This is a genomic window from Nonomuraea wenchangensis (genome assembly GCF_900111685.1).
GTDB classification, from domain to species: Bacteria; Actinomycetota; Actinomycetes; order Streptosporangiales; family Streptosporangiaceae; genus Nonomuraea; species Nonomuraea wenchangensis.
On sequence record NZ_FOHX01000004.1, the window covers coordinates 279,337 to 291,754 of the forward strand.

A 12,418-nucleotide genomic window follows, 5' to 3' on the forward strand; every position below is an offset into this window, starting at 1 on the left:
GATCGGAAAAGATGGTGAGGTTGCCTTAATGCGGCGTTTGATGTGGTTGGTGGGGTGCTTGGCGATGGCGGGGTGCTCGGTCCTGCCAGGGATCGGACCGAAGGAGCAGGCCCCGGCCGCATCACCTACCACCAGCACCCCGGCAGCCTCGCCCGGACCGGGAACGCCCGAGGGGATCACCTCGTTCCTGGCGGACTACGTCAAGCGCAACAACGCCGCCAACAAGGCCATGAGCGCCAAACTGCTGGCAGGCTACGAGGGCGGCTCCAGCCTCGCCATCGACAAGGCGGCCTACCTCTCCCAGCTCAAGCTCGGTGACCGCGACCGCGACCACGAGCCGTTCGGCTACACCCAGCCCACCCCCACCGCGGCAACGGTCAAGGGAGGTGGCTGGTTCGTGACCACGGCGTACTGGAAGGGCAGGAGCGAGACCTCCAAGGAGCCGACGTACCTGCTGTTCGCCCGCGACGGGGAGTCCTGGCTGCAGATGTACGCCCCCGACGTCTTCAGCGACCAGGCAGTGGACGAACTCCCCAAGATCAAGACGGACGCTTCGGGGGCGGCCGTGGAGGTGGCCCAGGCCGATGCCGCCGGGCTGATGATGTCGCCCGCCGCGTTCGCCAGGAGCTACGCCGCCCACCTGGTCGGCAAGGGCACCGCGGCGTCCAAGAGCCGCTTCGCCGCCGACCGGCTCACCACCGGAGCCGCGAGCACCCGCATCAGGATGAACCCGTACGCCAAGCTCACCGAGAGCGCCCGCCCGGCCGCCGCGTATCCCTCCTACGCCGTTCGTACGGCCGACGGCGGAGCGCTCGCCTTCACCACCGTCGAACGGACCCGGCGCTACGACGTACGCCAGGGGCCGCAGCGCAACTACGTCCAGCAGAAGAACAACGGGTTCCTGCCCGGCAAGTACTACACCTTCATGAAGTTCACCGAGCTGATCCAGGTGGCCGCCCACATCCCGGCGAAGAGCGCCGGCCCCGGCCAGGTCAAGGTGATCGGTTCCTACAGCGGCATCACCTCGGGCAGCGGCCACTAGCGCGATCTTCGTCCACTAGGGTGTTGACTCCGCGAAACGCCCCGAGTGGAGGTCACATGCCGTTAAGTCGCCGCGGTCTGCTCACGATCGGCGCGGGACTCGCCGCCACCGTCGCCGCCGGCACCTCACGCGCCTCGGCCGCCGCCGGCCGCTTCGACCTGGCCGCGCCCGCCACCCAGCTCATCTGGAAGAAGGCCCTGTACGACGAGACCGTCCTGCAGTCGTTCGCCTTCGACAACCCGAAGGGGCACATCTACGCCGTCCAGCTCAAGAACGGCGCGGCCTCCGCCGCGGCCGGCGACCTCTGCCTGACCAGGCTCAGCCTGTCCGGCGCGGTGCTCGGCCACATGTATCTCAAGGGCTTCGGGCACGGGGTGCAGATCGGCGTCGAGTCGCCGGGCGTCCTCTGGACGGAGACCGACGCCGCCCCCGACAGCTCGGGCGCCATGTGGGGCAGGCGGCTGGCCCGCTTCTCCTTCGCCGACGGGCGCACGCTGACGCCGTCCTCCTCCGGCGTCACCACGTACACGCCGATCCCCGGCGCGACCAACACCACCTGCGCGATCGACCCCTCGACCGGCCGCCTGACGATGCGCTACCTGCTCGACGGCCGGATGCGGTACGCGGTCTACGAGCTGTCGGCCCTCAAGGCGGGCGGCAAGGACAAGCTGTACGACGTCGCGCAGCCGTCCGGGCTCGGCGTCTTCCAGGGCTACGCCTCCTACGGCGACCACCTCTACCTGCTGGACGGCACCGCCTACAGCGCCTCCAACCCCGCGCCGGGCAACACCTACATCACCTGCGTCGACCTGCGTACCGGCGCGCAGATGCAGCGCTCGCTCACCCAGGCGGGCAAGTCGCTCGACTACCGCGAGCCCGAGGGCATGGCGATCCAGATCGTCTCGGGCGCTCCCCGGCTGTGCCTGGGCCTGGCCTCCGGGGCGGCCGGGGCGCGCAAGGCCAGCATCTTCTACAAGAGCGCTCTCGTCTGAAAACCGGATGCGACGGGCGGAAGCGCCCGGATAGCCTGCGCGGATGGGCCACGTCGAAGTAGGACATCTGACATACGTGCTGCCCGACGGGCGCCCTCTGCTCAACGACGTGTCCTTCCGCATCGGCGAAGGCGTCAAGGCGGCGCTCGTCGGGCCCAACGGCGCGGGCAAGACGACGCTGCTGCGCCTGATCGCGGGCGACCTCCAGCCGATCGACGGCTCGGTCGCGAGCTCCGGCGGCCTCGGCGTGATGCGCCAGTTCATCGGCAGCGTGCGCGACGGCAGCGGGGTGCGCGAGCTGCTGCTCGGCGTCGCGCCGCCGGCCGTGCGGCAGGCCGCCGAGCGGCTTGACGCGGCCGAGCTGGCGATGATGGAGCGCGACGACGAGAAGACGCAGATGCGTTACGCGCAGGCCATCGCCGACTACACCGACGCGGGCGGCTACGAGATCGAGGTCTTGTGGGACACCTGCACGGTGGCGGCGCTCGGGGTGCCGTACGAGCGGGTGAAATACCGGGACGTGGCGACGCTGTCCGGCGGCGAGCAGAAGCGGCTCGTGCTGGAGGCGCTGCTGCGCGGCCCCGACCAGACCCTGCTGCTCGACGAGCCCGACAACTACCTCGACGTGCCCGGCAAGGAGTGGCTGGAGCAGCAGCTCAAGGAGACGCCGAAGACGGTGCTGCTGGTCAGCCACGACCGCCAGCTCCTCGCCAACGCCGCCGACCGGATCGTCACCGTCGAGTCCGGCGGGGTGTGGATCCACGGCGGCGGCTTCGGGACCTACGCCGAGGCGCGCAAGGCCCGCAACGAGCGCCTGGACGAGCTGCGCCGGCGCTGGGACGAGGAGCACGCCAAGCTCAAGGCCCTGGTCAACATGTTGAAGAACAAGGCCAGGTACAACGACGGCATGGCCCCCGCCTACCACGCCGCCCAGACCCGGCTGCGCAGGTTCGAGGAGGCGGGCCCGCCCGAGGTGGCCCCCGCCGAGCAGAACATCCGGATGCGGCTGCGCGGCGGGCGCACCGGCAAGCGCGCGGTGATCTGCGAGCGGCTGGAGCTGAGCGGGCTCATGCGCCCGTTCGACCTGGAGGTCTGGTACGGCGAGCGGGTCGCGGTGCTCGGCTCCAACGGCTCGGGCAAGTCCCACTTCCTGCGCCTGGTGGCCGGCGAGCCGGTCGCGCACGAGGGCGTGGCCCGGCTGGGCGCCCGCGTCGTGCCCGGCCACTTCGCCCAGACCCACGCCCGGCCCGACCTGCGAGGCCGCACCCCGGTCGAGATCGTCATGACCGAGCACGCCCGGCTCAAGAACGAGGCCATGAAGGCCCTCGCCCGCTACGAGCTGGCCGGCCGGGTCGCCGAGCAGCGTTTCGAGACGCTGTCCGGCGGCCAGCAGGCGCGGCTGCAGATCCTGCTGCTGGAGCTGTCCGGGGCGACGTTGCTGCTGCTCGACGAGCCGACCGACAACCTCGACCTGGCCAGCGCCGAGGCGCTGCAGGCGGGGCTCGACGCCTTCGACGGCACGGTGCTGGCGGTCACGCACGACCGCTGGTTCGCCGCCGACTTCGACCGCTATCTCGTCTTCGGCTCCGACGGCAGGGTCTACGAGTCGCCGCAGCCGGTCTGGGACGAGACCCGGGTGGCCCGGCAGCGTTAAGGGCGCGCGTTAAAGACTTGGTACGCCCGGCGCGTGTCACCGCCGGTCGTGCTCATGCTCGGGTTATCACGGCAAAGTGATCCCACGCAGCCGAACCGTCAGCCTTCTCGCACTCGGGGCGATCTGCCTCGCGGGGTGCTCCAGCGAGAAGCAGCCCGCGCAGGAGCTCAAGCCTCTCGCGCTCAAGGAACAGGTCTCGACCATCGTCAAGTCGGCGGACGGCTACGCCGTCAACTGGGCCGGCGTGCTCAGCAACGCCAACCCGTGGCACTTCGGCGAGCACGTGGTGGCCACGATCGTCGGCCAGGACGCCAAGGGCGCGGAGGTCGTCCGGTTGGACCAGCCGCTGGACGCCGTGCCGCCGGGCGGGACGCTGGAGTTCACCGGCCAGGCGACCGCCGCCGAGCGGCCGGCCAAGGTGTCGATCCAGTACCGGCCGGCGCAGTGGCGGCAGGCGGCGCGGGTTCCGTCGGCGTTCCAGAAGTTTCCCATCACACGGGCGCAGACAATGCGCCAGAAAGACGGCTCTTACCTTATTACGGGTTATGTAGATAATCCGTACCAAATGGTGGCCGGCAGTTTGGTGGTCAACGCGCTGCTGCGCGACAAGGCGGGCAAACTGCTCGGCGGCGGCAGCACGTTCGTGGACGACGTGAAAGCCGGCAGCCCGCCCCGTTTCATCCTGACCGTCTCGGGGCTGCCGCGCGGCGCCGACGTGGCCAGGACCGACATCACGGCCCGTACGTGGGGCTCCACCGGCCGGCCCTTCGAGGACCTGGCGTTGGCCGGGGCCGTGCCGGTGCACACGGTGAAGCCGACGACCGAGCCGTTCTCGGAAGATCGGCGCACGCAAATCGTGGCGGATGTCCAGCAATAACTTCTGGTGGTAGAGCGACAAGCGATGCCATCGGCACGGAAACGGTAGAACTATTAGTTACCAATCCATTACCCTCGGTCATATGAACGACCGCAACCTGGTTGAAGCCCTTCGCGCCCGCGATCCCGGAGCCCCCGCCGTGCTCTACGACGCGTACGCGGAGGGCGTCTACCGCTACTGCCGGTCCCTCCTTCGCGACGCGGACGCCGCCCAGGTGGCGCTCCGCGACGCGCTCATCGCCGCCGAGGCGCACGCCGACGCCCTGGCCGAGCCCGCCCGGCTGCGGTCCTGGCTGTACGCCCTGGCCCGCGCCGAATGCCTGCGCCGCCGCACCGCCGCACTCCGCCCCGTCACCCCGACCTCCTCCGACCCGCCCGCCGCTGATCCGCGTGCCGCTGACCCGCCTGCTGCCGATCCGCCCGCCGCCGGTTGGCCGGACGCCGGTTGGCCGGACGCCCAGTGGGCGTCGGAGGCCGAGTGGCCGGACGCCGAGTGGGGGTCGGACGAGCCGCCGGACGTGCCGGGGGACACGCGGCAGCGGGTCATGGCCTGGGACGCCGTGCACAGCCTGCCGTCCGCCGATCGTGAGCTGCTGGAGCTGACGATCCTGCACGAGCTGCCGGACTCCGAGCTGGCCCTGGTGCTCGGCATCTCCGCCCGGCAGCTGGCGTCCGCGAGGGAGGCCGCGCTCGGCCGCCTGCGCGACGCCGTCACCGTCGAGCTCCTCGCCAGGCAGGAGCCGGGCGAGTGCCCGCGCCGGGCCGCCATACTGAGGGGCTTCTCCGGCCGGTTGACCACGGAGAGGCGCGAGCGGCTGGTCCAGCACCTGTCGGAGTGCGCGATCTGCGCGCCGCGCCGGGGCCGGCAGGTCGCCGCGGCCAAGGTCTTCGAGCTGCTCCCGAGACCGGAGCTGCCCGACGCGCTGCGGCTGCGGGTGCTGAGCTGCTTCGCCGATCCCGAGCTCGCGCCCTACCGCCGTTACGTCGCCCGCCGCACCTCCCGCCTGGGCGTCGCCGGGTTTCCCCTCCCCCAGAAGAAGGCGGCTCGGCGGTGGCCGAGGGCGCTGGCGTGCCTCCTGGCGGCGGTCGGGGCCGTGGTGGCGATAGCGATCGTCCTCCAGGGGCTCGGCCGCGACGGCATCGTGTCGGACGTGGCGACGGCCGCGTTCCCGCCCTCGGGCCGGCCGCCCGCCGTGCGCCTGCCCTGGCAGGACCGCCCTCAGGATGAGCCCGTGACCGTGGAGCCGGTCGCGAACGCCACGGACATCCGCCGCGACCTCCCGGCCCCGGCCCCGGTCGACTTCGTCAACGGCGTCACGCGCTCCACGCCGACCGGCCATCCGCCTGTCGGCGGCGATCCGGCGGTACCGCAGGCCGGTCCGCCCGACCCCCGGCCAGGCGGCCCTTCCGCCGGGCCCTCCGTACCGATCGACCCGGCCGCCACGCACGATCCAGGCGAGCCGCGCGGCCCCGGCAGGTCCCACGGCCCTCGCGGCCCGCGCCCGGGAAGCTCGGCCCTGCCCTCGTATCACGGCCGGCCCGAGCGCCCCTGCCAGGGGCGCTTCCGTCCGCACTGCCTTCCGCCGAAGCCGACCCCGACGGTCACCGCGGCGCCCACTCCGACTCCGCCTCCGACGCAGGAGCCGACCACTCCGCCGGCCACTCAACCGCCGGCGTCACCGCCCGCGCCGCCGACCCCGCCGGCCCCGACGGCCACCGCCGAGGAGACCCCGGCCTCCACCTCGTGACGTAGGACCACGCCGTCACGTTACGTGAGTGAAACGGGTGGGAATCGTGTGCATAGAGTCACCATCTGTTTCTGGGGGGACCTATGCGCACGATTCGGGCAGCGCTGCTGGCGGGCTGCCTCCTGGTCGCCCTGTGCCCGACCGCCCACCCCGAGCCGCGCCCCGGCACGCACGACCTCCGTAAGGCCCGCCAGACCGTACGCGAACGCTCCCGCGCCCTCGCCACCACCAGCGCCAGGCTGGCCACGGCGCAGTCCCGTCTCGCCACCCTGGCCGGCCAGGTGGAGCGGCTGGTCGAGGCGTACAACGGCCAGCTCGTACGGCTGCGCGCCGCCGAGGAGAAGGCCCGCCAGACCCAGGCCCGCCTGGTCGCGGCCGACGCCGAGGTCGAACGGGCCAGGCAGCCGGTCGCGCTGCTCGCCGCCGAGGCGTACGGCGGCCTCGGCACGCTCGGGCCGATCCTGGGCCTGCTCACCGACCAGGGCGACGACGACGGCGCGCTGCACCGCGCGAGCGTGCTCGGCCAGCTCAGCGGCGAACGGGCGGCGATGCTCGCCAGGCTGCGCGACGCCCAGCAGGTTGCCGCGATCCTGCGGACGCAGGCGGCGGAGGCGCAGGCCGAGCAGCAGGTCATGGCCGAACGCGCCCGCGAGGCAAAGGAGGCCGCCAGGGCGGCGGTGGCGAGCCAGCGCCGCGAGACGATGGTGCTGCGGGCCCGCGAGCACCGCCTGCAACGCCGGGTGGACGCCGCCCGCACCCGAGCTGACCTGCTGGCCAGGCGGCGGGCCGTGGCCGCCTCCGCCGCCAGGCTGATGACCGGCGGCTCGGCGGTGGGCGACGTGGCGGCCGACTGGGCGCTCACCCAGCTCGGCAAGCCGTACGTGTGGGCGGCCGACGGCCCGGCGACCTACGACTGCTCGGGCCTGACCATGCGCGCGTGGGAGCGGGCCGGCGTCGGGCTCGACCACTGGACGGGCACCCAGTGGACGGCCGGCCCGCACGTCCCGCTCGACCAGCTACGCCGCGGCGACCTGGTGTTCTTCGCGCACGTCACGAGCGACCCGAGCACGATCCACCACGTCGGGATCTATGTGGGCCGCGGCCTGATGGTGCACGCCCCGCAGACCGGCGACGTGGTGCGGGTTGCCCCGATCTGGAGGGGGGACCTGGTGGGCGCCACCAGGCCCCTGTGAGCGGGTCAGTGATGCCCGCCGGACTCCTTGAGCCGCTGGAAGGAGCGCTCGATCTCGGCCTCGGCCTCGGCGCGGCCCACCCAGTTGGCGCCCTCGACGGACTTGCCGGGCTCCAGGTCCTTGTAGACCTCGAAGAAGTGCTGGATCTCCAGCCGGTCGAACTCCGACACGTGATGGATGTCCTGGATGTGGTGCATCCGCGGGTCGGTGGACGGCACGCACAGGACCTTGTCGTCGCCGCCCTTCTCGTCGGTCATCCGGAACATCCCCACCGCCCGGCACGTGATGTAGCAGCCGGGGAACGTCGGCTCCTGGAGCAGCACCAGGGCGTCGAGCGGGTCGCCGTCCTCGCCGAGGGTGTTCTCGATGAAGCCGTAGTCGGCGGGGTACTGCGTGGAGGTGAACAGGAGCCGGTCGAGCCTGATCTTCCCGGTTTCGTGGTCCACTTCGTACTTGTTCCGTTGCCCCTTGGGAATCTCAACGACAACGTCGAACTCCACCGCGGTTCCTCCGCTCAAGCCCCCGGGAACCCCCGGACGGGCGTTAATGTCTCTAGGCGAACACAGGAGAGAGGGCAGACGTGGCGCGGCACGACCGGTTGGTGATGCTGGCCACTCTCGCCGTGCTCCAGGTGCTGACGGTCGTCACCGGCGTGTACGCGATGACCACCGACTTCAGCCTGGGCGCGCTGACGAGGCAGACGTCACCGACCGAGCCGACGGCGTCCTCGCCGGAAGGGTCTCCTCCTCCCGCCCCCGTGGTCACCTCGGGGCCGGTGCTGGCCCAGCTTTCGGTGAAGTCAGGAGGCGGACCTCTCCCGACCAAGGGTACTTTGACGCGACAGCTCACCGACGCGCTGGGTGACGAAGCGCTCGGAAAACGTGTGGGCGCCGTGGTCCTCGACGCGGCCACCGGCGAGCGGATCTTCGCGGCGGACGCCGACACCCCGATCACGCCCGCCTCCACCACGAAGATCGTCACCTGTGTCGCGGCGCTCGCCTCGCTGGGCCCCGACGCCCGGCTGTCCACCCGCGTCGTGCAGGGCGCGGGGCCTGACGCGGTGGTGCTCGTCGGCGGCGGCGACCCGCTGCTGGCCGGCCCGTCGGCCCGGCCGGGCTACCCGCGGCAGGCGAGCCTCGCCACCCTGGCCGCCCGTACGGCCGCCGCGCTCAAGGCCCGCAACGTGAAGAAGGTCACCCTCACCTACGACACGTCGCTGTTCACCGGCCCCGCCACGGCCCCCGGCTGGAAGCCCGGCTACATCCCCGAGGGCAACGTGGCCCCCGTCCACGCGCTCGCCATCGACGAGGGCCGCCAGAACCCGCGCTCCAACACCCCCCGCGTGTCCGACCCGCCCGCCCACGCCGCCGCGGCCTTCGCCCGGCTGCTGCGCGGGAAGGGCATCACGGTGGCCAGGTCGGTCCGGCCGGGCAAGGCTCCCGCAGGGGCCGCCGAGCTGGGCCGGGTGGACTCCGCGCCCGTCTACGCGCTGGTCGAGCACACCCTGACGCACAGCGACAACGACCTGGCCGAGGCCCTCGCCCGGCACGTGGCGATCAAGGAGGGGCAGCCGGCGTCGTTCGACGGCGGGACGAAGGCGATCATCGCGGTGCTCCAGCGGCTCGGCGCCGCCCAGGGCGTCGCGCTGTCCGACGCCAGCGGCCTGTCCACCCGCAACCGCATCAGCGCCGCCGCCCTCGCCAAGCTGGTGGCCATGGCGGGCTCGCCGGCCTCGCCCGACCTGCACGCGGTCGCCTCCGGCATGCCGATCGCGGGGTTCTCCGGCACCCTCGGCAACGGCCGCCGCTTCACCGGCCGCGACAGCCGCGACCAGGTCGGCCTCGTACGCGCCAAGACCGGCACGCTCAACAACGTCAACACCCTCGCTGGGCTGGCCACGACGAAGGACGGGCGGCTGGTCACCTTCGCCTTCCTGGCCGACCAGGTGCCGGTCAACGCCGAGCCCGTGCTCGACCGGCTCGCGGCCATCGTCGCGCGGTCTTGACCGGAAGCACGTACGGTGGACGGTATGCAGGTGATCGACTGGGATCTGGCCGTCACGACCGGCACGCGCCTCGTGCGCCCCGGTCCTCAAGTGAGCAGGGAGGAGGCCAGGCAGGCCGTCACCGAGCTCCGCACCCTGTCGCGTGAGGCAGAGGGCCACGTACGCGAGTTCACGAAGATCCACACGGAGACCGCGCCGCAGCCGGCGACCATCGTGGACCGGCCCGGCTGGATCAGGGCCAACGTCGAGGGCTTCCGCGTGGTGCTCGAACCCCTGACCCAGCGCGTGGGCAACAGCCCCAACCCGCCGCCCGCCATCGTCACCGCCGTGGGCTCGCGGATCACCGGCGTCGAGGTCGGCGCGGTGCTGGCCTTCCTCGCCTCGCGCGTGCTGGGCCAGTACGAGCTGTTCCTGCCGCCCGACCCGACCGGTCAGGAGCCGGCCGGGCGGCTGACGCTCGTCGCGCCCAACATCGTCCACGCCGAGCGCGAGATGGGCGTCGACCCGCACGACTTCCGGCTGTGGGTGTGCCTGCACGAGGAGACGCACCGGGTGCAGTTCACCGGTGTGCCCTGGCTGCGCGAATACGTCCGCTCGCAGATGACCGAGTTCCTGCTCGCCTCCGACCTCGACCTGCCCACGCTGCTCGAACGCCTGCGCGGCGCCGCCGACACGGTCGCCGAGGTGGTGCGGGGCGGCGAGGGCAACCTCATCGACGTCATCCAGTCGCCCGCCCAGAAGGCCATTCTCGACCGCCTCACGGCCGTGATGACCCTCGTGGAGGGGCACGGCGACTACGTGATGGACGCCGTCGGCCCGTCCGTGGTGCCGTCGGTGGCCGAGATCCGCGGCAAGTTCGCCCACCGCCGCGAGGGCGGCTCCCGCCTCGACCGCACGGTCCGCCGGCTGCTCGGCATCGAGGTCAAGATGAAGCAGTACGCCGAGGGCTCGGCCTTCGTGCGCACGGTCGTCGGCCGCGTGGGCATGGACGGCTTCAACAAGATCTGGACCAGCGCCGAGACGCTGCCCACCACCCAGGAGATCGCCGACCCCGGCCTGTGGATCGACCGGGTGATCGGCACCCCGGCCCTGCCCGCCTGACTGCCCGCCTGACCCTTGAGCGGCCCGGACCCGCGACAATGGCGGTCGTGGGCCCACATCCAGCCGTAGCCGACGTCCGCAGAGCCGTGCGGGAGGCGCTCGCCGACCTGCCGCGCGGAGCCGTGGTGCTGGCGGCGTGCAGCGGCGGGGCCGACTCCACCGCGCTGGCCGCCGCGCTGGCGTTCACCGCCCCGCGGCTCGGGCTGCGCGGCGGGCTGCTCACCGTCGACCACCAGCTCCAGGAGGGGTCGGGCGAGCGGGCGCGAGCGGTCGCCGACCAGGGCGAGCGGCTGGGGCTGGACCCTGCGGAGGTGCTCACCGTCACGGTGGGCACGGAGGGCGGTCCCGAGGCCGCGGCCAGGGAGGCCCGTTACGCCGCGCTCGCCTCGGCCGCCGACCGCCACGGCGCCGCGGCCGTGCTGCTCGGCCACACCAGGGACGACCAGGCCGAGACCGTGCTGCTCGGGCTGGCCAGGGGGAGCGGGCCGCGCTCGCTGTCCGGGATGGCGGCGCGGGCCGGTCACTACCGCCGCCCCTTCCTCGACCTGCCCCGGGCCACCACCGTGGCCGCCTGCCGGGCGCTCGGGCTCCACCCCTGGGACGACCCCCACAACGACGATCCCCGCTACACGCGGGTCCGCGTCCGCCGCCGGGTGCTGCCCGTGCTGGAGGGGGAACTCGGGCCGGGGGTGGCGGAGGCGCTCGCGCGTACGGCGAGGATGGCCCGCGAGGACGCCGACGCGCTCGACGAATGGGCCGGTTCGGCCTACCGGGATTGCGCTCTTAGCGATATCGGCGGATCTGTCACCCTCTCCGTGGCGGAGCTGGAGCGGCTGCCGGACGCCGTCAGGCGGCGGGTGCTGCGCCGGGCGGCCATCGCCGCCGGAGCGCCGTCCGGGGCGCTCTCCGCGACGCACGTGCTGGCCGTGGACCGGCTGGTCACGCGGTGGCGCGGGCAGAAGCCGGCCGATCTGCCGGGGGGTCTGAGCGCCGCGCGGCGGTATGGCACCCTGATACTCGCCAAGAGTCCCCACCACGCGTAAGGAACCACAGGTGGACGCTGCCGACATGGGCAATGACCTGGAAAAAGTGCTCATCTCCGAGGACGATCTCCAGGCCAGGATCAAAGAGCTGGCCGGGCTCATCGACGACGATTACGCGGGCAAGGACGTTCTGCTCGTGGGCGTGCTCAAGGGCGCCGTCATGGTGATGGCCGACCTGGCCAGGGCCTTGCACGTGCCCGTGCAGATGGACTGGATGGCGGTGTCGTCCTACGGCGCGGGCACCAAGTCGTCCGGGGTCGTCCGCGTGCTGAAAGACCTGGACACCGACATCTTGAACCGCCATGTGCTCATCGTCGAGGACATCATCGACTCGGGGCTGACGCTGCACTGGCTGCTGGAAAACCTGAAGTCGCGCAATCCGGCCTCGCTGGAGATCTGCACCGCGCTGCGCAAACCCGACGCCGTGAAGGTGCCGATCGACGTCAAATACGTCGGCTTCGACATTCCCAGCGAGTTCGTGATCGGTTATGGGCTCGACTACTCCGAGCGTTACCGCAATCTGCCGTTCATCGGCACTCTCGCCCCCCACGTATACCGATAGAACGTTCAGCGTTCTCTCTTGCCACGGCCGGGAACATCGCGCAACGTGACGTACGTTGATAGGGCAAGGCCGGTGCAGCGGGCGGTCCCTCCGCCCGCTCTGCCGGTGTACCTTCAGACTTCGGAAGGGTGACCTTGAGTCCCCTTCGGGTAGTCAGAAGTCGCGGTGCCGGATGCCGCGGCCCCGGGCGTGCCCGGGGTTC

The 12,418-nt window shown here is 72.1% G+C and carries 11 protein-coding genes; 10 read left to right on the forward strand and 1 reads right to left on the reverse strand.

Features of this window, described 5'->3' with window-relative positions; all coding sequences use genetic code 11:
* Nucleotides 1-64 precede the first annotated feature (64 nt).
* The 6 genes from BMW85_RS13755 (at nucleotide 65) to BMW85_RS13780 (ending at nucleotide 7,505) form a co-directional block, all read left to right on the forward strand.
* The gene (locus BMW85_RS13755) at nucleotides 65-1,042 is read left to right on the forward strand and encodes a DUF8094 domain-containing protein (protein WP_091081286.1); all 978 of its coding nucleotides are present in this window, start codon (nucleotides 65-67) and stop codon (nucleotides 1,040-1,042) included.
* A gap of 56 nt (nucleotides 1,043-1,098) precedes the next feature.
* The gene (locus BMW85_RS13760) at nucleotides 1,099-2,034 is read left to right on the forward strand and encodes a phage baseplate protein (protein WP_091081288.1); all 936 of its coding nucleotides are present in this window, start codon (nucleotides 1,099-1,101) and stop codon (nucleotides 2,032-2,034) included.
* Between the two features lie 43 nt (nucleotides 2,035-2,077).
* Nucleotides 2,078-3,688, forward strand: coding sequence for an ABC-F family ATP-binding cassette domain-containing protein (locus BMW85_RS13765; RefSeq protein ID WP_091081289.1), 1,611 nt, complete (start codon nucleotides 2,078-2,080; stop codon nucleotides 3,686-3,688).
* Between the two features lie 76 nt (nucleotides 3,689-3,764).
* The gene (locus tag BMW85_RS13770; RefSeq protein WP_091081291.1) at nucleotides 3,765-4,565 is read left to right on the forward strand and encodes a RidA family protein; all 801 of its coding nucleotides are present in this window, start codon (nucleotides 3,765-3,767) and stop codon (nucleotides 4,563-4,565) included.
* Nucleotides 4,566-4,647: 82 nt separating this feature from the next.
* On the forward strand, nucleotides 4,648-6,312 hold the full coding sequence (locus BMW85_RS49545) for an RNA polymerase sigma factor (protein WP_177240669.1): 1,665 nt from the start codon (nucleotides 4,648-4,650) through the stop codon (nucleotides 6,310-6,312).
* An 83-nt stretch (nucleotides 6,313-6,395) separates the two neighbouring features.
* Complete coding sequence (locus BMW85_RS13780; protein WP_091081294.1) at nucleotides 6,396-7,505, forward strand: C40 family peptidase; 1,110 nt, start codon at nucleotides 6,396-6,398, stop codon at nucleotides 7,503-7,505.
* A gap of 5 nt (nucleotides 7,506-7,510) precedes the next feature.
* Here the strand turns inward: BMW85_RS13780 and BMW85_RS13785 are convergent, their stop codons facing one another.
* The gene (locus BMW85_RS13785) at nucleotides 7,511-8,005 is read right to left on the reverse strand and encodes an inorganic diphosphatase (protein WP_091081296.1); all 495 of its coding nucleotides are present in this window, start codon (nucleotides 8,003-8,005) and stop codon (nucleotides 7,511-7,513) included.
* A gap of 80 nt (nucleotides 8,006-8,085) precedes the next feature.
* Here BMW85_RS13785 and dacB point away from each other — a divergent pair, with 80 nt between their 5' ends.
* From dacB to hpt, 4 genes are read left to right on the forward strand one after another with little or no spacing between them, the layout of a single operon-like run.
* Complete coding sequence (dacB, locus tag BMW85_RS13790; RefSeq protein ID WP_091081297.1) at nucleotides 8,086-9,510, forward strand: D-alanyl-D-alanine carboxypeptidase/D-alanyl-D-alanine endopeptidase; 1,425 nt, start codon at nucleotides 8,086-8,088, stop codon at nucleotides 9,508-9,510.
* A 24-nt stretch (nucleotides 9,511-9,534) separates the two neighbouring features.
* Nucleotides 9,535-10,611: a zinc-dependent metalloprotease gene (locus BMW85_RS13795; RefSeq protein WP_177240670.1), complete on the forward strand. Its 1,077-nt coding sequence runs from the start codon at nucleotides 9,535-9,537 to the stop codon at nucleotides 10,609-10,611.
* Between the two features lie 38 nt (nucleotides 10,612-10,649).
* Nucleotides 10,650-11,654, forward strand: coding sequence for a tRNA lysidine(34) synthetase TilS (gene tilS / locus BMW85_RS13800; RefSeq protein ID WP_091081299.1), 1,005 nt, complete (start codon nucleotides 10,650-10,652; stop codon nucleotides 11,652-11,654).
* A 10-nt stretch (nucleotides 11,655-11,664) separates the two neighbouring features.
* Nucleotides 11,665-12,216: a hypoxanthine phosphoribosyltransferase gene (gene hpt, locus BMW85_RS13805; protein ID WP_091081300.1), complete on the forward strand. Its 552-nt coding sequence runs from the start codon at nucleotides 11,665-11,667 to the stop codon at nucleotides 12,214-12,216.
* The last annotated feature ends 202 nt before the right edge of the window (nucleotides 12,217-12,418 follow it).